Source organism: Pseudomonas sp. BN607 (genome assembly GCF_029871175.1).
Lineage (GTDB): Bacteria > Pseudomonadota > Gammaproteobacteria > Pseudomonadales > Pseudomonadaceae > Aquipseudomonas.
The window spans coordinates 227,958-247,433 of record NZ_SSOE01000022.1; the positions used below are offsets into that span (position 1 = coordinate 227,958).

A 19,476-nucleotide genomic window follows, 5' to 3' on the forward strand; every position below is an offset into this window, starting at 1 on the left:
ATGCCCCCGGAAAATGCCGCTACAACATCTTCTCCAGGCCAACCGCCTTGCTGATCCAGGCGTTGAACCTGCGCCACATCCCGCCCGGCTCAGAGGTCAGTACATGCTGCTGGCCATTGTCCTCGGTCGCCCATACCAGCTTATCGCCCATCAGTTTCACCTGGTAACTCAACGCTGGCGCCATACCCTGCTGGGCCAGTTCGCGGGTGTATTCGGCCAGCTCCGGGCTGTCCACCAGCACCCCGACCTCGGTGTTCCACAGTACCGAGCGCGGGTCAAAGTTGAACGAGCCGATAAAGGTCTTGCGCCGGTCGAACACGATCGCCTTGGTGTGCAGGCTCGAATCCGAGCTACCACGGAAGCTCAGGCGGCCCGCGCTGGGGTCACCGGGTTGGCGGCGAAGCTCGTAAAGCTCTACACCGTGCTCAAGCAAAGCCCGGCGATAGGGCGCATAACCGCCGTGTACCGCAGGCACGTCGGTCGCCTCCAGCGAATTGGTCAGCAGCTTGACCGAAACCCCGGCGTCGGCACGGCCGGTCAGGTACAGCAGCCCCGGTTCACCCGGCACGAAGTAGGCCGAGGTCAGCATCAGCTCGAGCTTCACACTGGCCAGGTCTGGCGCCAATTGCTGACTCAGCAGCAACTGCGGGTCTGGCTCATCGTCGGCCAGCACCTTGCTCGGGGCATCCCACAGCGCCTGGGCGTGGGCCCAGATCAGCTCGTTGCGCCACACATCCAGGTGCGGTCGCGACTGATAGGCCATCAGGCGATCGTACAGGGCCTTGCGCTGGGTCCTGGCTTCGGCCAGCGACACCTCCAGGCGGTGGCGGCTGGCGCGCAGGTCACTGGCGTCCGGGTCATGCCAGAGGAAGTCGGTGATCGGCCGGGCAAGGGCGCTGTTCCAGTACTGGTCGAAGCTGTGCCCGAGCTGTTCGGCAATCGGGCCAACACCCAGCAGATCGATGTCGGTGAAGTTGAGGTTGGGCTCGGCATCGAAGTACTCGTCACCCAGGTTGCGCCCGCCGACGATGGCCATGCTGTTGTCCACCAGGAACAACTTGTTGTGCATGCGCCGGTGCTGGCGTGACAGGTTGAAAAGCCGGCCAACGGCACGTGTCACCCCGGTGCTGCGGCCCAGGTGCAGCGGGTTGAACACGCGGATCTGAATATTCGGGTGGGCGTCGAGCGTTCCCATGATGGTGTCCAGACCATCGCTGGTGGTGTCGTCGAGCAGGATGCGCACGCGCACCCCGCGGTCGGCGGCGCGCAGCAGTTCATGCACCAGGGCACGGGTGCTGAGGCCGTCGTGGACGATGTAGTACTGCAGGTCGATGCTGCCTTGAGCGTTGCGGATCAGCTCGGCACGGGCGCGAAATGCCTCGTTGCTGTTGGGCAACAGGCGAAAACCCGAACGACCGCCGTAGGGGGCGGCTTGGCGCAGCACCGAGCGGCCAAAGGCCGAGTCGTTGGCGGGCAGCGCCTGGCTGGTTTCGCGGTGCATGCTGACACTGGCACAGCCGGCTAGGCCGAGCAGCATCAGCAGCAAAGGCAAGGCTCGCTGGAGTCTCAAGGGTGGATCGTCCTGTGCAGCATGGGCTCTAGGGGTTGGACCGTGGCGGGCGGTGCAAAGTTACGCGTCGGCGTTTTCTTCATCCAGTAGACGAAGGGCGGCTTCACCTACCTTGCGCACGGCCGCTTCGATCTGCGGCGTAGGCCGCGGGGCGAAGTTCATGCGCAGGCAATGGCGAAACTTGCCCGAAGCCGAGAAGATGCTGCCTACGGCAACCTGCACGCCCTGCTCCAGTAATGCGCGGTTCAGCCGCAGGGTATCGAAATGTTCGGGTAATTCCACCCAGAGCATGAAGCCGCCTTGCGGCCGGCTGACCCGGGTGCCCGCCGGGAAGTAGCGGGTTACCCAGTCGCTCATCAGGTCGCGCCCACGCTGATACTGGCTGCGCATGCGCCGTACGTGAGGTTGGTAGTGCCCGCCAGCGATGAAGTCGGCGATGGCCAGCTGCGGCTGGCTGGCCGTGCTCCCGGTGCTGATGTACTTCATGTGCAGTACTCGTTCCAGGTAGCGGCCGGGCGCCACCCAGCCAACCCGCAGGCCGGGGGCGAGGGTCTTGGAGAACGAACTGCAGAGCAGCACGCGGCCATCGTCGTCGAACGACTTGAGGGTTCGCGGGCGCGGGTAGGTGTAGGCCAGGTCGCCGTACACATCGTCTTCCAGAATGGCCACATCGTAGCGCTGGGCCAGGCTCAGCAGGGCCTTCTTGCGCGCTTCGGGCATGATGTAGCCGAGCGGGTTGTTGCAACTGGGGGTGATCTGGACAAGCTTGATCGGCCACTGCTCCAGGGCCAGCTCCAGTGCCTCCAGGCTGATGCCGGTGACCGGGTCGGTAGGGATTTCCAGCGCTTTCATGCCCAGCCCCTTGAGGGTTTGCATGGCGCCGTGGAAGCTGGGCGAGTCGACTGCGACGATATCGCCTGGCTCGCACACTGCGCGGATGCTGCACGACAGCGCTTCATGGCAGCCGGTGGTGATCACCAGGTCGGCCGGACCCAGGCGGCAGCCGGAATCGAGCATCAGCCGTGCTACTTGTTCGCGCAGGGCCAGGTTGCCGTGGATGTTGTCGTAATACAGGCCAGGCATGTCCTGCCGGCGGCTCAACTGCGCGAGGCTGCGCAGCAGTGGCTTGAGGGTGGGGCTGTCGATATCGGGCATGCCGCGACCCAGCTGCACCACATCCTGGCGCGGGTTGCTTCGTACCAGTTCCAGCACCTGCTCCCACTGCGAAATGTCCACTGGGCGTTGGGCCGGGCGGCTGACTGCGGGTAGTGCCGGCAACTGCCGTTGGTCGCTGACGAAATAACCGGACTTGGGCCGCGGCGAGACCATGCCGCTGTCTTCGAGCATGCGATAGGCCTGTTGCACGGTGCTCAGGCTGACCCCGTGCTCGACGCTCAGGGCGCGCACCGACGGCAGGCGCTGGCCGGGGCGGTAAAGGCCCTGTTCGATGCGGGCGCCGAGCAGTTCGGCGAGGTTCAGGTAGAGGGTCACGGCATACTCCTGCGCTACCTTGGGACAGCGACCGGTACAGTTGAAGTGAAAATACAGCATTCAGTAGGCCGTCGGCCAATTCTGTATGGGAATAATAAGGCTGTATTGGATCTGTATTGCCGGTATTGCCGACGCGCATGCTTTCTCCACGGTATCAACTGAACGGGAGAGTGCAGTGATGGGTGGTATGAGCGATGTGCGCTTGCAACTGTTGGCCAAGGAACTGGACGCCGGGCAGCAGGCCAAGGTGTTCAACGCGCCGGCGGGGCTGGGGCGTTGGGGGCTGATGCTGCATCGCTGGCATACCCGCAGGGCGCTGCTGCAGTTGACGAATGATGAGTTGCGGGATGTAGGGTTGAGCTGGGAGCAGGCCCGTACAGAAGGGCGCAAAGCGTTTTGGAAAGATTAAGTGGTGAGACTTAGGCCTATGCCGCTTAAAGACTTCCCTAAAACCATTGAATCTCCCACAGGGTCCCTGCTAGCTATGTACGTTGGCTTTTATCCTGTGGGAGATAAGGGCGACACTGTGCCGAGAAGGCCCCGCGCACGCGGTTCAATGTCGCTCCAACCCAAAACTTTAGTAGCACAGCAACAAGGCCTGGCCTCGCGTGAGGTATCTATGATCCCGCTGGTGTGCGGAACCCGCCGGCGCCCGGCTGCAACGCAGTTGGATTCGTGCAAGTGATAAAGTCCAATCTCCTGTAGGAAACCTCCGATTTTCAGCCCCAGACACTGAAATTCTTTCCCTCGGTGTTAGGTTCAAATCCCGAACCAAATCACAGGGAATTAGTAGATGCGGGCTAATTTAGCAGGCAAAGGTCAGGCGCTAGACGGTGACCTCACCACGACTGGAGCTATCTGCATCGCCACAGGCGCCAGTTATCGAGACAATGGCCGAATGGTGCTTCGCGAAGGCGACCCCACGACGCCATGCCCGCTTTGTGGGCAGGCCGGAATTGTTGCAGAAGGCTCGGCTTTCTTCATATCTGCAGGTCAGCGCGTTGCCATGGACGGTGCGCTGGTGATCTGTGGCTGCCCTCCGGGCAGCAACCGCGTAATTGCCCCTTTGCATGAATCACGGTCCTCTGTCCTGCCCACGGAAACGCCTGCGAGTACCCGCTTGGCCGAAGCCAAGATCGGCCCACAAACCGATCAGCTCTTCCGGTCGGCAGTCAGTGCGCTGCCTGAGACGCTAGAGCCTGGGTTTTATGTAATCCCCCGGCAAATGTCATTCCCCCAGGTGCTGTTGAAGCTGGCCGAACACGATGCCACGCTGCCGATTTCCCGGTTACAACGGCTTAATCCCACGTTCGAGCAAGGGTTCAAAGCCGGGGAGATTTTTGTGATCGGTGACCCTGACAACGGCGACGCCTGCACTCGCGAAGAAGGGCAATTGATGGCCGCAGCGCAAAACGCACGCCGTGCCCTGGAGGTGCTGAGTTTCGCCGAAGCGGATTTCATGATGGAGTACCAGGCAGAAATCGCCGGTTTGCTCAGCGACGCCAGTCTGGCCATGGGCGTTGGCAAGGACATGATGGATCAGGGGTTGAAACAGGTCAGCCATACACTGAGCAGTATCGAGCAACTGCATCAACGGGAGTTTCTGCGTCATGGCCACTTGAACAGTGCAGCTTTCTTTGCTGAGCGGCGACAGCTGCTGCAGCAACTGGACAGTCAGCTGAAAGTGGCGTTTCTCAATAAACAGCTGAATCTGGGGAGTTATGAACGGCTCAAAAAAAGCTTGAATATTTCGACCAAAAGTCTTGTGCATCATTGGTCGAAAGCGGGCGGGCCGGGGCAGATGCCAGGATATGCGACGCATCTGGATAAGGTGGCGCGGCTTGGTAAGTATCTTCAATATGGGGGGTATGCGGCAATTGGGGTGGGTGGGGCTTCTTCTTATTTAAAGGTCCAGGAGGTTTGCCGTGCGGGTGAGGCGGAGGCTTGCAAAAAGGTTCGTTTGACCGAGACGGGTAGCTTTGTTGGTGGTGTGAGCGGAGGGATAGCGGGCGCTTGGGCAGGAGGGGCCGCAGCGATGATGATGTGCGGTGCGTTTTCCATAGGCACTGCCGGTTTAGGTGCACCGGTGTGTGCGATTGTTCTAGTGGGGGCTGGTTCTGCAGGAGGTGTTGTAGCGACTTCGGCACTCGGAGAATGGTCCGGTACAAAAATTTATGAGGTGGCCAATGACTGATTTTGAAGATTGGTCACCGTGGTTGCAAATTTCATTTGTGATTGTTCCGTTCGTACTGGCTATGCTGGGTGTTGCCTTTAATCTGCTGATCGTATATTCACGAGATTTTCATATCGCAATTTCTTCTATAAATAGCAATCCCTACTTGGAGCAAATGAAAATTGTTTGGGGCGGTGGGAGTTTGAAGTCGCGCTTCCTACTATTGGTTACGGTCAGCGTGTTGGTTACTTTTCCTTCAATGCACTTACGGAAGGGTCGACTGGATGAGGTAGAACTTAAGCGATTTCCGTGGAGGCTGAAGCGAAAATTGAATGCGGTGGTATGGTTGAATTTAATCAGTGTGAGCTGGCTAATCATTGCCTATGTCATGATAAGAAATGAGGGTTGATCAGTCTCGAAGAAGATTCGCAACCAGTCACGGAACAAAACCCGTGACGGCAACGCCCTATCTGTGGGAGCGGGTGCACCCGCGAAGAATTCAACCCGGTTTAAAATGTAAACGATGTCTCCGGTTTGTACCGCGGGCAAGCCCGCTCCCACAGGGATCGCGCACGGTTTTTAAATTTTGCGCAAGACGGTTGCTCCTACAAGGTCTCTGCTAGCTTCCGCAAGATCCAGGTATGCACACTACCGGTGGGAGCCGGCTTGCCGGCGATGGCTGCGCAGCAGTTAGGTGAGTTCCTTCAGCCTGTGCCAGAGCATCCCCAGCGCAAGTAGCGGCGAGCGCAGATGCTTGCCGCCCGGGAAGGTGATGTGCGGCACCTTGGCGAACAGGTCGAAACGCCCGCTCTCCTGGCCACTGATGGCTTCGCCCAGCAGGCGCGCCGCCAGGTGGGTGGCATTGAGCCCATGGCCCGAATAGGCCTGGGCGTAATACACGTTCGGCTGGCTGGCCAGTCGGCCGACCTGTGGCAGGCGGTTGGCACCGATGCCGATCATGCCGCCCCACTGGTAATCGATACGCACGTCGGCCAGCTCCGGGAACACCTTGAGCATCTTCGGCCGCATGTAGGCGGCGATATCGCTCGGGTCACGCCCTGAGTAATGGCACGCACCCCCAAACAGCAGGCGGTTGTCGGCGGACAGGCGGTAGTAGTCCAGCGCCACACGCTGGTCGCACACCGCCATATTCTGCGGCAGCAACCTGCGGGCGCGTTCTTCACCCAGCGGCTCTGTGGCGATGATGTAGCTGCCGGCTGGCAACACCTTGCCGCCCAGTTCGCGGTTGAGGTTGTTGTGATAGGCGTTGCAGCACAGCACCAAGGTCTTGGCGCGCACCCGGCCTTGGGCGGTATGCACCTGCACTTCAGTGCCATAGTCGATGCGGGTGACTTCGGATTGCTCGAACAACTTCACGCCCAGGCGGGCGGCTGCGGCGGCTTCGCCCAGTGCCAGGTTGAGCGGGTGCAGATGCCCGGAGCCCATGTCGACCAGCCCCCCCACATAGCAGTCGGCACCCACCACACTGTGGATATCGTCCTTGCCGACCAGGCGCAATTCGTGTGCATAGCCCAGGCTGCGCAGCGCTTCAGCGTCTTCGGCAAAGCCCAGCAGTTCGGCGGGTTTGTTGGCAAGGTCGCAGTAGCCCCAGGTCAGGTCACAGGCGATGGCGTGCTTTTCAACCCGCTCGCGGACGATCTGCACGGCCTCCAGGCCCATCAGCTTCATGCTGCGCACGCCGTCCTCGCCAATGACCGGTAGAAACTGCTCCAGGCCGTGGCCGACACCGCGAATCAGCTGCCCGCCATTGCGCCCACTGGCGCCCCAGCCGAGCTTGCGCGCTTCCAGCAGGACAACTGAGAAGCCGCGCTCGGCCAGTTCGATGGCAGTGTTAAGGCCTGAATAGCCACCGCCGACGATGCATACGTCGGCGCTGTGTTCGCCTTGCAGAAACGAATGATCCGGGTGTGGCGCGCTGCTGGCGGCGTAGTAGGAGGCGGCGTGCTGCGCGCTGTGGATCATTGCGTCGGTCCTGTGGCTGGTGGGCGAGGGGAGGAGGATAAGCCGGGGCTTTAGGGTGGGCAACCGGCCTCATCGCCAGCAACCTAGCGTTGCAGGGTCTGTGCAATGCCTGAGACCCGTGGTGTGGCTGTGGGCGCTGGCTTGCCGGCGATTGGCCCTATAATCCAACCTCAGTTTCCAACTTTGTACTCAGCCATGTCCTGCAACCGCCACAAGATCCACTTCCTGCGCGAACTCATCCCTTCATTCGAGTGCGAACCCGGCTGCCATGACTGTTGCGGTCCGGTCACTACCTCGGCGGAAGAAATGGCCCGTCTGCCACGTAAGTCCCAGGCCGAGCAGGACGCCGCCCTGGAGCGCCTGGACTGCGTGCACCTGGGCCCCAACGGGTGCACTGTGTACGAGGAGCGGCCGATGATCTGCCGCCTGTTTGGCACTACCCCGCGCCTGGCCTGCCCACGTGGCCGTGGCCCAGAACCGATGATCGACCCTGCTGCCGAGCAACTGGTGCACCAGTTCATTGCCACCACCCGCCAGGTGCTGGTCTAGCCTCAGTCCGGGATCGGCAGGCAGAGGCTCTCTTTCACTTCTTCCATCACGATGTAGCTCTTCGACTCGCGCACGTGCGGCAGTTTCAGCAGGATATCGCCAAGCAGCTTGCGGTACGAAGCCATCTCCGAAATGCGCGCTTTCACCAAGTAGTCGAAATCGCCGGAAACCAGGTGGCATTCCAGCACGTGCGGCAGCTTCAGCACCGCGCGGCGGAACTCCTCGAAGGTGTCGCCGGACTTGTAGTCCAGGCTGATTTCGACGAACACCAGCAGGCTACCCTTGAGGTGCTGCGGGTTCAGGCGGGCGTTGTAGCCCATGATGATGCCCTCGCGCTCCAGGCGGCGAACCCGCTCGGTGCAAGGGGTGGTGGAAAGCCCAACTTTCTCGCCCAGTTCGGTGAAGGAAATACGCCCGTCATTCTGCAGGATACGCAGGATGTTACGGTCGATCTTGTCCAGTTCACGCTTGCTCTGGTGCTGGGTTCTCATAGGGGATGCCCCTCCGTGAAAGGCGTTTTTGCCGAGAATTCTCGCCAATAATAGGCTTTTATATAGTGAATTGCACTGGTCTCAAATTTTTATACTGCGCCCATTCATGCCATTTCAATAAAAGTCTGCGGCGTGCCGCGTATGAGGGATACAACGATGCGAGTTCTGGTACTTGGTAGCGGCGTAATCGGAACCGCCAGTGCCTACTACCTGGCCCGGCAAGGTTTCGAAGTGACGGTGGTCGACCGCCAGCCAGCGGTGGCCATGGAAACCAGCTTTGCCAACGCCGGCCAGATCTCGCCCGGCTATGCCTCGCCGTGGGCTGCCCCCGGCGTGCCACTGAAAGCCATCAAATGGCTGCTGGAGCGCCACGCCCCTCTGGCGATCAAGCTCACGGGCGATGTCGATCAGTACCTGTGGATGGCCCAGATGCTGCGCAACTGCACCGCCAGCCGTTACGCGGTGAACAAGGAGCGCATGGTGCGCCTGTCCGAGTACAGCCGTGACTGCCTCGACGAACTGCGCGCCGAAACCGGCATCAACTACGAAAACCGCAGCCTGGGCACCACCCAGCTGTTCCGCACCCAGGCCCAGGTCGATGCTGCTGCCAAGGACATTGCCGTGCTCGAGCAGTCCGGCGTGCCCTATGAACTGCTTGATCGCGACGGCATCGCCCGCGTCGAACCAGCCCTGGCGGGCGTGAAAGACATCCTGGCGGGCGCCCTGCGCCTGCCAAATGACCAGACCGGCGATTGCCAACTGTTCACCACCAAGCTGGCCGACATGGCGCTGAAGCTGGGCGTGGAGTTCCGCTTCGGCCAGGACATCCAACGCCTGGACTTCGCGGGTGACCGCATCAATGGCGTGTGGATAGATGGCAAGCTGGAAACCGCCGACCGCTATGTGCTGGCGCTGGGCAGCTACTCACCGCAGATGCTCAAGCCGCTGGGCATCAAGGCCCCGGTGTATCCATTGAAAGGCTATTCGCTGACCGTGCCGATCACCAACGCCGACATGGCCCCGACCTCGACCATTCTCGACGAAACCTACAAGGTTGCGATCACCCGTTTCGACAACCGCATCCGCGTTGGCGGGATGGCTGAAATCGCCGGTTTTGACCTGTCGCTGAACCCGCGTCGGCGCGAAACACTGGAGATGATCGTCAACGACCTTTATCCTCGCGGCGGTGACTTGAGCCAGGCCAGCTTCTGGACCGGCCTGCGCCCGGCGACCCCGGACGGTACGCCGATCGTCGGTGCCACGGCCTTCCGCAACCTGTTCCTGAACACCGGTCACGGCACATTGGGCTGGACAATGGCGTGCGGCTCGGGCCGCCTGCTGGCCGACCTGATTGCGCGCAAGAAGCCGCAGATCAGTGCCGAAGGCCTGGACATTTCCCGTTATGGCAACAGCCGGGAAGTGGCCAAGCACGGGCAAAGCGCGCCGGCTCACCAGCAGTAATAGCCTGTGCCGGCTCATTCGCGGCTAAAGCCGCTCCCACAAGGATCGCGTGTTCATGGACATTGTGCGGTCCCCTGTGGGAGCGGCTTTAGCCGCGAAGAATCCAACACTGTTTCCAACCTGTGAACCACCATAAGGCAGCCGCCATGCGTCCCGCCCGCGCCCTGATCGACCTCCAGGCCCTGCGCCACAACTACCGTCTGGCCCGTGAACTGACCGGCGCCAAAGCCCTCGCCGTGATCAAGGCCGATGCCTACGGCCACGGCGCCGTGCGCTGTGCCCTGGCCCTGGAGGCCGAAGCCGACGGCTTTGCCGTGGCCTGCATCGAAGAGGCGCTGGAATTGCGCGCCGCGGGTATCAAGGCCCCGGTCCTGTTGCTGGAAGGCTTCTTCGAAGCCAGCGAGCTGGCGCTGATTGCCGAGCACGACCTGTGGTGCGTGCTGCACTCGCTTTGGCAGCTGGAAGCCATCGAAAAGACCCAGCTGCACAAGCCGCTGACCGTCTGGTTGAAGCTGGACAGCGGCATGCACCGCGCCGGCCTGCACCCCAAGGACTACCACGAGGCCTACCAGCGCCTGCTGGCCAGCGGCAAGGTTTCGCGCATTGTGCTGATGACCCACTTCGCCCGCGCCGACGAGCTGGACGCCGATGCCACCGCGCAGCAGATCGCTGTGTTCGAAGCCGCCCGACAGGGCTTGGCTGCCGAGTGCAGCTTGCGTAATTCCCCCGGCGTTCTGGGTTGGCCGCAAGCGCCCAGCGACTGGGTGCGCCCAGGCCTGATGCTGTACGGTGCTTCGCCGTTCGACGGGGCCCAGGCCGAGGCCGAACGCCTGCAACCGGTAATGACCCTGCAATCGCGGGTCATCAGCGTACGCGAGCTGCCCGCCGGTGAGCCGGTGGGCTACGGTGCCAAGTTCGTCAGCCCCCGGCCAACCCGGGTAGGCGTGGTTGCCATGGGTTATGCCGATGGTTACCCGCGCCAGGCACCCAACGGCACCCCGGTGCTGGTGGCCGGCAAGCGTACCCAGCTGATCGGCCGGGTGTCGATGGACATGCTCTGCATCGACCTCACCGACGTGCCTGAAGCCACCGTCGGTAGCCCGGTCGAGCTGTGGGGCAAGCAGGTGCTGGCCAGTGAAGTGGCCGCGCATGCGGGCACCATTCCGTACCAGATCTTCTGCAACCTGAAGCGGGTACCACGGGACTACGTCGGCGAATGACACGCTGAAGCGGACAGGTTGAGGGGCGGTGTGTTGTAAATACTGAACGGCATTGCCATGATATCGTTCACATCCACCCCCTTTCACCGTTTCAGGAGGCTCCAGCTTTGGACGTCGGCGAACGACTGCAAGCCATCCGCAAGCTCAAGGGCCTGTCCCAGCGCGAACTCGCCAAGCGAGCCGGGGTTACCAACAGCACCATCTCGATGATCGAGAAGAACAGCGTCAGCCCCTCCATCAGCTCGCTGCGCAAGGTGCTGAGCGGCATTCCCATGTCGATGGTCGAGTTCTTTTCGGTCGAGTTGGAGACGGAGAGCCCGGCGCAGATCGTCTACAAGGCGCATGAACTGATCGATATCTCGGACGGTGCGGTCACCATGAAACTGGTCGGCAAATCGCACCCCAATCGCGCCATAGCTTTCCTGACCGAGGTGTACCCGCCGGGTGCCGATACCGGTGCCGAGATGCTTACCCATGACGGCGAAGAAACCGGCATCCTGCTGGAAGGCCGCCTGGAACTGGTGGTCGGCAATGAGATATTCATCCTTGAAGAAGGTGACAGCTACTACTTCGAAAGCACCCGGCCGCATCGCTTCCGCAACCCGTTTGACCAGCCTGCGCGGCTGATCAGTGCGGCGACGCCTTCAAACTTTTGATCCAGCGCAGTGCATTGATTCGGCAATACCCCTTTCCAGTGTAGGGTCGTTTCACGGCCTCTGGGTTCCCGCTATACTTTTCAACGCTCGCCGTTCCGTGGCCGCGAGCGTGATTAGCCACCATGAGGGTGTTCGCGTGAACCAAATCAAGAAGATGCTGGCCGTACCAGCAGCCGTATTCGCCCTCTGGGCAATGAGCGCAACCGCTGCGACCAATGACGACATCGCAAAACGCCTGGAACCGGTTGGCCAGGTGTGCGTGCAGGGCCAGGAATGCAAAGGCATGGAAGTGGCTGCAACTGCTGGTGGCGGAGGTGCCAAGACGCCGGACGAGATCATCGCCAAGCACTGCAACGCCTGCCATGGCAGCGGCTTGCTCGGCGCGCCTAAAATTGGTGACGCCGCCGCGTGGAAAGAACGCGCCGACCACCAGGGCGGCCTGGATGGCATCCTGGCCAAGGCCATTACCGGTATCAACGCCATGCCGCCGAAGGGCACCTGTGCCGACTGCTCGGATGAAGACCTGAAAGGGGCAATCAAGAAAATGTCCGGGCTGTGATTCACAGCTGAATTGCATGAGGCCCGCCGTTGATGGCGGGCTTTGTTTTTGTGGCGCCTGCACTGGCCCCTTCGCGGGGCAAGCCCGCACACAGGTACCCCACAGGACCTGAAGGGTGTGTTAATCCTGTGGGAGCGGGCTTGCCCGCGAAAGGGCAGGTACAGGCAACCAATTACTTCAGCCCTATGTCCAACCCCTGAACCCATGGATGTTTCAGGAGGCCCTGATGCACCTCTGCTCCATCGACCAGGCTGTCGAGCAGGTCTTGTCCCGCCTGCCAACCCATATCCATATGGGCCTGCCTTTGGGCCTGGGCAAACCCAATGCCTTCGTCAACGCGCTCTATGCCCGTGTACGCGAGCTGCCCGAACGTCGCCTGACCCTCTATACCGCCCTGTCCCTTGGCCGCCCGCCGCTGGGCGATGGCTTGCAACGGCGCTTTCTCGAACCCTTCGTCGAGCGTGTCTTCGCTGACTACGAAGAACTCAGCTACCTCGCAGACCTGCGCAACGACAGCCTGCCACCGAACATCCGTGTCGAGCAGTTCTTCATGCAGCCCGGTAGCCTGCTGCACAGTGAATCGGCCCAGCAGGACTACGTCAGCAGCAACTACAGCCACGCCGCACGTGATATCAACGCCAAGGGCTTGAACCTGATTGCCCAGTTGGTGGCCGCCACCCCCGAAAAGCCTGTCCACCTGAGCCTGGCCTGCAACCCCGACATCACCCTCGACCTGCTGCCGATGATTGCCAAGCGCCGGGCAGCTGGCGAAACCATCCTCATGCTGGGCCAGGTGCATGCCGAACTGCCTTACATGCCAGGCGATGCCGAGCTGCCCATCGATGCCTTCGACCTGCTGCTGGATGAGGCGGAACAACGCCGCCTGTTCTCCACGCCGAACATGCCGGTCGGCATCCAGGATCACTGCATCGGCTTGCACGCCAGCAGCCTGGTGCGTGACGGCGGCACCCTGCAGATCGGCATTGGTGCCATGGGCGATGCAGTTGCGGCGGCATTGCTGGCACGCCAGGGCGACAACGCCGGTTACCGTGCGGTGCTCAAGGCGCTGGATGTCGGCCCGTGGCAGCCACTGATCGAGCGGGAAGGAGGCCTGGATACCTTCGCCCAGGGCTTGTATGGCTGCAGCGAGATGTTCGTCAACGGCCTGCTGGTGTTGGCCGAAGCAGGGCTGCTACGACGCCCGGCGGACGAGCAGGGGGCAATACTGCATGGCGGCTTTTTCCTCGGCCCGCAAGCGTTCTACCAGCGCTTGCGCGAGATGCCGCTGGAGCAGCGTGCGCAATTTGTCATGACCCGTATCAGCTTCATCAACGAGCTCTATGGGCAGGAGGAACTCAAGCGCCGACAGCGTCGCGATGCGCGCTTCATCAACACTGCGTTCGGCATGACCCTCCTCGGCGCCGGAGTGGCCGACCAGCTGGAAGACGGCCGCGTGCTCAGTGGTGTGGGCGGGCAGTACAACTTCGTTGCCCAGGGCCATGCGCTGGAGGGCGGGCGCTCGATTCTGCTGTTGCGCAGCTGGCGTGAAGCGGGCGGAGAGGTCACCTCGAACCTGTTATGGACCTATGGCCACTGCACCATCCCCCGGCACCTTCGCGATATCGTGGTGACCGAATACGGCATTGCCGACCTGCGTGGGCAGACTGACAGCGAAGTGATCGCGCGGTTGTTGGCGGTGAGCGATTCGCGGTTCCAGCCGGGCCTGATCAAGCAGGCCAAAGAAGCTGGCAAGCTTGCCAACGACTTTCAGCTGGAGGCGCGCTTTACCGACAACACCCCGCAACGCCTGGAGGCGATCAGGGCACAGCATGCGCGGCTGTTCCCGGAGTATCCGATGGGCACGGACTTTACGGCCGAGGAGCGGGATCTGTTGCGGGCGCTGAACTGGTTGAAGAGCAAGTTCAAGCTGAGCGAGGTGCTGGAGCTGGGTAAGGCCGCGCTGGATGCGCCGGGGCCAGAGGGGTACGAGCGCCACCTGGAGCGTATGCAGTTGGGGCAGCCGCAGGGGCTGAAAGAAGAACTTTACCAGCGCTTGTTGCTGGCGGGGCTGGCGGCAACCAGATGAAACGGGTGCTGCCATTCGCGGCCCCGCCCACAGGCACAGCACACCGTTCGATAACTGTGCTGTACCTGTGGGCGCGGGCGGGGCCGCGAAGCAGTGCCGCGTTTATTCGATGAAGCTGACCACACCACCTTCCAGCGACTTCACCCGGGCCAGCGATTCAACGCGGTAACCCTGGCCGTCCAGTTCGGCACGGCCGCCCTGGAACGACTTCTCGATCACGATGCCCAGGCCCGCCACGGTGGCGCCAGCCTGCTTGATGATCGAGATCAGCGCCTGCGAGGCCTTGCCGTTGGCCAGGAAGTCGTCGATCACCAGCACGCGGTCGCTGCTGTTGAGGTGACGCGGCGAAATGGCCACGGTGTTCTCGGTCTGCTTGGTGAAGGAGTACACCGAGGCGGTCAGCAGGTTTTCAGTCAGGGTCAGCGACTGGTGCTTGCGGGCGAAAATCACCGGTACGCCAAGCTTCAGACCGGTCATTACGGCCGGGGCAATGCCCGAGGCTTCGATGGTGACAATCTTGGTCACGCCGGCATCGGCGAACAGGCGGGCGAACTCGTCACCGATCAGCTGCATCAGCGCCGGATCGATCTGGTGATTGAGAAACGCGTCGACTTTGAGAACCTGATCGGAAAGCACGATGCCTTCTTCGCGAATCTTCTGATGCAGTGCTTCCACTGTGATTTCCTCGATGTAACAAAGGTTGCCGCTGGAGGCGGCAAAGTTAAAGAGTAATGGTTGATCAGCGTTTGAGCATTGCCCGGATATCGGCCAGGGCGTTATTGCCGCGAGCGGCCTTCACCTCGACCGGCGCATCGTCGAGGCCCTCCCAGGCCAGGTCGTCCGGCGGCAGTTCGTCGAGGAACCGGCTGGGCGTGCAGTCGATGATTTCACCGTACTGCTTGCGCTTGGCAGCGAAGGTGAAGGCCAGGGTCTGGCGCGCGCGGGTGATGCCCACGTAGGCCAGGCGGCGTTCTTCTTCGATGGTGTCGGCCTCGATGCTGGAGCGGTGCGGGAGGATTTCCTCTTCCATGCCCATGATGAACACGTAAGGGAATTCCAGGCCCTTGGAGGCGTGCAGGGTCATCATCTGCACGCCCTCGGCGTTCTCTTCCTCTTCCTGCTGGCGCTCGAGCATGTCGCGCAGCACCAGCTTGCCGATGGCGTCCTCGATGGTCATGTCACCCTCTTCGTCCTTCTCGAGGGTGTTCTTCAGCGCTTCGACCAGGAACCAGACGTTGCTGATGCGGAACTCGGCAGCTTTGTCGCTGGCGGTCTGCTGGCGGATCCAGTTCTCGTAGTCGATGTCGCGGATCATCTCGTGCAGTGCGGCAATCGGGTCTTCCAGGGCAACCTTGTGGCGCACCCCGTCCAGCCAGTGCTTGAAACGCTGCAAGCGCTCGGTGTAGCGCGCGTCCAGGTGCTCGCCCAGGCCCAGCTCTTCGCTGGCGGCGTACATCGAAATGCCGCGCTCGGTGGAATAGTTGCCAAGCTTTTCCAGGGTGGTGGAGCCGATCTCGCGGCGCGGTACGTTGATTACCCGCAGGTAGGCGTTGTCATCGTCCGGGTTCACCAGCAGGCGCAGGTAGGCCATCAGGTCCTTGACCTCCTGGCGGCCGAAGAAGCTGTTACCGCCCGACAGGCGATAGGGCACCTGGTGGTGCTGCAGCTTCAGCTCGATCAGCTTGGCCTGGTAGTTGCCGCGGTAGAGGATGGCAAAATCGCTGTACGGGCGGTTGGTGCGCAGGTGCAAGGTGAGGATTTCCATGGCCACACGTTCGGCTTCGGCTTCCTCGTTCTTGCAGCGGATCACGCGGATCTCGTCGCCCACGCCCATTTCGCTCCACAGTTGCTTCTCGAACGCATGCGGGTTGTTGGCGATCAACACGTTGGCGCAGCGCAGGATGCGGCTGGTGGAGCGGTAGTTCTGTTCGAGCATGACGATCTTCAGGGAGGGGTAGTCCTCCTTGAGCAGCATCAGGTTCTCGGGGCGCGCACCACGCCAGGCGTAGATCGACTGATCGTCGTCGCCCACCACGGTGAACTGGTTACGCATGCCGATCAGCATTTTTACCAGCAGGTACTGGCTGGCGTTGGTGTCCTGGTATTCGTCCACCAGCAGGTAGCGCACACGGTTCTGCCAGCGCTCCAGCACCTCGGGGTGCTCCTGGAACAGCTTGACCGGCTGCAGGATCAGGTCGTCGAAGTCCACCGCGTTGAACGCCTTGAGCGTGCGCTGGTAGTGGGTGTAGACGATGGCGGCGGTCTGCTCGCGCGGGTTGCGCGCCTTTTCCAGGGCTTCTGGCGGCAGGATCAGGTCGTTCTTCCAGGCACCGATCATGTTCTTGATCTCGTCGATGCCGTCGTCGCCGGAATATTCTTTCTGCATGATGTCCGACAGCAATGCCTTGATGTCGGACTCGTCGAAGATCGAGAAACCCGGCTTGTAGCCCAGGCGCTCGTGCTCCTTGCGGATGATGTTCAGGCCCAGGTTGTGGAACGTGCACACCGTCAGGCCGCGGCCTTCCCCCGGACGCAGCAAAGTCCCGACTCGCTCCTTCATCTCGCGCGCGGCCTTGTTGGTAAAGGTCATCGCGACGATGTACTGGGCACGGATGCCGCAGTTCTGGATGAGGTGGGCAATCTTGCGCGTGATTACGCTGGTCTTGCCCGAACCTGCACCGGCGAGCACCAAAAGAGGGCCGCCGACGTAGTCACGGGCTTCCTGCTGCCGGGGATTGAGTCGGGACATGCTAGAAACCGGGGGTCGCCAGAAAATAGCCGCGCATTCTAACAGGCATGGGGCGGTTGTGGCGCGACCGTCTGACGTCTGAGTCAGACTTTTGTGCAGCCGTGAGTATTAGTCAGACTAATGCCATGTACTGGAAAAATCGTATTTGCCGACCGGTCAGGTTTCGCGCAGGATGCACGACAAAATACGTCGGGATGCAGCACCCTTCACTGCATGTATAAAAGTGTAAATCATTTTCATTAATGCAGTAGCATACCCGACCTCTCCCGTAGCACCGTAAAGCCCTAAGGAGCCCGCTTGTCCACGCCTGTCGAACCTCTGCGTTTGCTGCTGTTGGCTGATGAGCCGGAATGGACCGTGCTGCTGCGCGATTGCGTGCAGGCACTGGACGGCAGCGCAGTGCTGTTGACCGCACCGAACTGGGAAGCGGTGGACAGCCTGTTCAGCCACGACCGCCAAGCCGTGATCCTGGCAACCTCGGCACTGCAACCAGCGCCCGGGCGCTGCGAGCTGCCGACGATCCTGCTGCTCGACCACGAGCCTGCGGCTGCACCCAGCGGTGTCAGCGACTGGCTGGTACGTGGCCAGCTTAACGCCGATACCCTGCGCCGCTCACTGCGCCATGTGCGTGAGCGCGGCGTGCTGGTGGCTACCTTGCAACGCCTGGCCGAGCAAGACCCGCTGACCGGCATCGCCAACCGCCAAGGCTTCCAGGCCCTGCTTACCGCACGCCTGGCTGAGAATGAAGGCCGTGGCATTGCCCTTGGCCATCTCGACCTGGACAACTTTCGCCACGTCAACGATGCCCTTGGCCATCAGAGCGGCGACCGTCTGATCCTGCAGGTGGTGGCGCGGCTGAAGCACCAGCTGGAGGCGGGCGACCAACTGGCACGCCTGGGCAGCGACGAATTCGCCTTGCTGATCGACACCCGCCGCGACGCCAACCGCGCCGAGTGGATTGCCGAGCGTATCGTCGAGGCCTTGGCCGAACCCTACTGGATTGACGGCGAAAGCCTGCTGCTAGGCTGCAGCCTGGGCCTGGCCCATGCGCGTGCACAGGGCGGCGCCGACCCGTTGATGTGGCACGCGCACATCGCCATGCGCCAGGCCAAGGGCAGCCAGGGTTGCACCTTCCATGTCTTCAATGAACGTATCAACCGCAACGCCCGCAGCCTCGCCGACCTGGAAAGCGAGCTGCGCCGCGCCCTGCGCCGTGACGAACTGGAACTGCACTACCAACCGCGTCTGAACCTGGCTGACGGGCGTATCGTCGGCCTTGAGGCGCTGGTGCGCTGGCGGCATGCCGAGCGCGGGTTGCTGCCGCCCAGCGAGTTCGTGCCGCTGGCCGAGCAGAGCGGGCTGATCGTACCGTTGGGCTACTGGGTGATCTCCCGCGCCCTGCGCGACATGCAGGCGTTGTGCGAGCGCGGCCTGGAGCCGCTGCACATGGCGGTCAACCTGAGCTTCCGCCAGTTTCAGGACAGCCAGTTGCTGGCCACCCTGAGCCGGCTGATCCTCGAGCACGGCGTAGACGCCCGCTGGCTGGAATTCGAACTGACCGAAACGGCGGTGATGCGCCGCAACGAACTGGTGCGCCAGACCATGGACGCTCTCGGCCGGTTGGGCGTGCGCTTTTCGCTGGATGACTTTGGCACCGGTTTTTCGTCGTTCGTCCACCTCAACAGCCTGCCGATTACCTTGCTCAAGGTGGACCGCAGCTTCGTTGCCGAGATGGAGATGCGCGAAGAGAATCGCAAGCTGGTGCACGCCATGATCAACCTGGCGCACAACCTCAACCTCGAGGTGGTGGCTGAAGGGGTGGAAAGTGAAGAGCAGCTGGCATTGCTGCGCGGGTTTGGGTGTGACCAGGTGCAGGGCTTTTTGGTCAGCAAGCCCCTGCCGGTGGCGGAGTTGATCGATTTTCTAGTGGATTGCAGCAGGCCGAAGCTGGTTAGCCTGTGACATCGCAGGGGAGAGCTTAGCCCTCCATGGCAACACCAGGCCGCTCCCCCATGCCATGGACTGCCCCCAAGAAGTTGGACACCAATCCAACCCTTGGGGGATCTATGGGTAAGTACACCGAGCAATTCAAGCTCACAGCGATCACAGCCTACCTGGATGGCAGCAACGGTTTCCGAAAGGTGGCTCAACACTTAGGTATCGATTTCAGCCTGCTTCGACGCTGGGTGGCCAGATATCAGGCCAATAATGGCATTGGTCCAGGCTCGCATGGGCGGCGCTATACCAGTGATTTCAAACAGCAGGTGCTTAGCTATATGCACGAGCATCGGCTTTCGCTGCGCCAGACCGCTGCCCACTTTGGTCTTGGGCAGTCCTCTCAGATAGGCATTTGGCAGCGGCAGTACTACAGTGGCAGTCCTGCACCCTCTATTGCCATCAAGCCAAGAAAGCCAATCGACGTGTCGAAGAAGATCAAGCCTGCCAAACCCACCGATACCAATGATGATCAGAAGTCTCGAGATCAGCT

At 61.6% G+C, this 19,476-nt stretch carries 17 protein-coding genes; 11 read left to right on the forward strand and 6 right to left on the reverse strand.

Annotation, left to right across the window (positions count from 1 at the left end):
• Positions 1–19 precede the first annotated feature (19 nt).
• Both E8E68_RS04055 and E8E68_RS04060 read right to left on the reverse strand, forming a co-directional pair.
• The gene (locus tag E8E68_RS04055; RefSeq protein ID WP_266028950.1) at positions 20–1,570 is read right to left on the reverse strand and encodes a phospholipase D family protein; all 1,551 of its coding nucleotides are present in this window, start codon (positions 1,568–1,570) and stop codon (positions 20–22) included.
• Between the two features lie 60 nt (positions 1,571–1,630).
• Positions 1,631–3,061 carry a PLP-dependent aminotransferase family protein gene (locus E8E68_RS04060; protein ID WP_280339824.1) on the reverse strand — a complete coding sequence of 477 codons (1,431 nt, stop codon included), beginning with the start codon at positions 3,059–3,061 and terminating at the stop codon, positions 1,631–1,633.
• Between the two features lie 178 nt (positions 3,062–3,239).
• On the opposite strand from E8E68_RS04060, the gene E8E68_RS04065 reads away from it, so the two are divergent.
• From E8E68_RS04065 to E8E68_RS04075, 3 genes are all read left to right on the forward strand, one after another.
• Entirely contained in the window at positions 3,240–3,470 is a 231-nt protein-coding gene (locus tag E8E68_RS04065) for a DUF1127 domain-containing protein (RefSeq protein WP_266028952.1), read from the forward strand.
• A gap of 384 nt (positions 3,471–3,854) precedes the next feature.
• Positions 3,855–5,255, forward strand: coding sequence for a PAAR domain-containing protein (locus E8E68_RS04070; protein WP_266028953.1), 1,401 nt, complete (start codon positions 3,855–3,857; stop codon positions 5,253–5,255).
• Positions 5,248–5,643, forward strand: coding sequence for a hypothetical protein (locus E8E68_RS04075; protein WP_280339827.1), 396 nt, complete (start codon positions 5,248–5,250; stop codon positions 5,641–5,643). Before E8E68_RS04070 ends, E8E68_RS04075 begins: the two co-directional genes overlap by 8 nt.
• Before the next feature lie 281 nt (positions 5,644–5,924).
• On the opposite strand, the gene E8E68_RS04080 is transcribed toward E8E68_RS04075, so the two are convergent.
• The gene (locus tag E8E68_RS04080; protein WP_266028955.1) at positions 5,925–7,217 is read right to left on the reverse strand and encodes an FAD-binding oxidoreductase; all 1,293 of its coding nucleotides are present in this window, start codon (positions 7,215–7,217) and stop codon (positions 5,925–5,927) included.
• Positions 7,218–7,412: 195 nt separating this feature from the next.
• On the opposite strand from E8E68_RS04080, the gene E8E68_RS04085 reads away from it, so the two are divergent.
• Positions 7,413–7,766: a YkgJ family cysteine cluster protein gene (locus E8E68_RS04085; protein ID WP_110743404.1), complete on the forward strand. Its 354-nt coding sequence runs from the start codon at positions 7,413–7,415 to the stop codon at positions 7,764–7,766.
• Positions 7,767–7,768: 2 nt separating this feature from the next.
• On the opposite strand, the gene dadR is transcribed toward E8E68_RS04085, so the two are convergent.
• Positions 7,769–8,257: a transcriptional regulator DadR gene (gene dadR / locus E8E68_RS04090; protein WP_003258963.1), complete on the reverse strand. Its 489-nt coding sequence runs from the start codon at positions 8,255–8,257 to the stop codon at positions 7,769–7,771.
• Positions 8,258–8,413: 156 nt separating this feature from the next.
• On the opposite strand from dadR, the gene dadA reads away from it, so the two are divergent.
• From dadA to E8E68_RS04115, 5 genes are all read left to right on the forward strand, one after another.
• Positions 8,414–9,718: a D-amino acid dehydrogenase gene (gene dadA, locus E8E68_RS04095; RefSeq protein ID WP_003253522.1), complete on the forward strand. Its 1,305-nt coding sequence runs from the start codon at positions 8,414–8,416 to the stop codon at positions 9,716–9,718.
• A 146-nt stretch (positions 9,719–9,864) separates the two neighbouring features.
• Complete coding sequence (alr, locus tag E8E68_RS04100) at positions 9,865–10,938, forward strand: alanine racemase (RefSeq protein ID WP_266028956.1); 1,074 nt, start codon at positions 9,865–9,867, stop codon at positions 10,936–10,938.
• Between the two features lie 107 nt (positions 10,939–11,045).
• Entirely contained in the window at positions 11,046–11,594 is a 549-nt protein-coding gene (locus tag E8E68_RS04105) for a cupin domain-containing protein (RefSeq protein ID WP_110743402.1), read from the forward strand.
• Positions 11,595–11,748: 154 nt separating this feature from the next.
• Entirely contained in the window at positions 11,749–12,153 is a 405-nt protein-coding gene (locus E8E68_RS04110; protein WP_110743601.1) for a c-type cytochrome, read from the forward strand.
• 226 nt (positions 12,154–12,379) lie between these two features.
• The gene (locus E8E68_RS04115) at positions 12,380–14,239 is read left to right on the forward strand and encodes an acetyl-CoA hydrolase/transferase C-terminal domain-containing protein (RefSeq protein ID WP_280339833.1); all 1,860 of its coding nucleotides are present in this window, start codon (positions 12,380–12,382) and stop codon (positions 14,237–14,239) included.
• A 102-nt stretch (positions 14,240–14,341) separates the two neighbouring features.
• Here the strand turns inward: E8E68_RS04115 and E8E68_RS04120 are convergent, their stop codons facing one another.
• Together E8E68_RS04120 and rep are read right to left on the reverse strand one after the other, a co-directional pair.
• Entirely contained in the window at positions 14,342–14,914 is a 573-nt protein-coding gene (locus E8E68_RS04120) for a xanthine phosphoribosyltransferase (protein ID WP_266028958.1), read from the reverse strand.
• 64 nt (positions 14,915–14,978) lie between these two features.
• Positions 14,979–16,988: a DNA helicase Rep gene (gene rep, locus E8E68_RS04125; protein ID WP_105947259.1), complete on the reverse strand. Its 2,010-nt coding sequence runs from the start codon at positions 16,986–16,988 to the stop codon at positions 14,979–14,981.
• Between the two features lie 297 nt (positions 16,989–17,285).
• Between rep and E8E68_RS04130 the strand changes: the two genes are divergently transcribed.
• The gene (locus tag E8E68_RS04130) at positions 17,286–18,950 is read left to right on the forward strand and encodes a bifunctional diguanylate cyclase/phosphodiesterase (RefSeq protein WP_280339838.1); all 1,665 of its coding nucleotides are present in this window, start codon (positions 17,286–17,288) and stop codon (positions 18,948–18,950) included.
• Between the two features lie 104 nt (positions 18,951–19,054).
• The coding region (locus E8E68_RS04135) for a transposase (RefSeq protein WP_280339046.1) at positions 19,055–19,476 on the forward strand (422 nt) is incomplete at its 3' end.

Excerpts from the sequence above, each read along its gene's own strand:
- dadA (WP_003253522.1), top strand. The coding sequence starts at position 8,414 with ATGCGAGTTCTGGTACTTGGTAGCGGCGTAATCGGAACCGCCAGTGCC.
- E8E68_RS04080 (WP_266028955.1), bottom strand. The coding sequence starts at position 7,217 with ATGATCCACAGCGCGCAGCACGCCGCCTCCTACTACGCCGCCAGCAGC.
- alr (WP_266028956.1), top strand. The coding sequence starts at position 9,865 with ATGCGTCCCGCCCGCGCCCTGATCGACCTCCAGGCCCTGCGCCACAAC.
- E8E68_RS04115 (WP_280339833.1), top strand. The coding sequence starts at position 12,380 with ATGCACCTCTGCTCCATCGACCAGGCTGTCGAGCAGGTCTTGTCCCGC.
- E8E68_RS04085 (WP_110743404.1), top strand. The coding sequence starts at position 7,413 with ATGTCCTGCAACCGCCACAAGATCCACTTCCTGCGCGAACTCATCCCT.
- E8E68_RS04065 (WP_266028952.1), top strand. The coding sequence starts at position 3,240 with ATGGGTGGTATGAGCGATGTGCGCTTGCAACTGTTGGCCAAGGAACTG.
- E8E68_RS04075 (WP_280339827.1), top strand. The coding sequence starts at position 5,248 with ATGACTGATTTTGAAGATTGGTCACCGTGGTTGCAAATTTCATTTGTG.
- E8E68_RS04110 (WP_110743601.1), top strand. The coding sequence starts at position 11,749 with ATGCTGGCCGTACCAGCAGCCGTATTCGCCCTCTGGGCAATGAGCGCA.
- E8E68_RS04070 (WP_266028953.1), top strand. The coding sequence starts at position 3,855 with ATGCGGGCTAATTTAGCAGGCAAAGGTCAGGCGCTAGACGGTGACCTC.
- dadR (WP_003258963.1), bottom strand. The coding sequence starts at position 8,257 with ATGAGAACCCAGCACCAGAGCAAGCGTGAACTGGACAAGATCGACCGT.
- rep (WP_105947259.1), bottom strand. The coding sequence starts at position 16,988 with ATGTCCCGACTCAATCCCCGGCAGCAGGAAGCCCGTGACTACGTCGGC.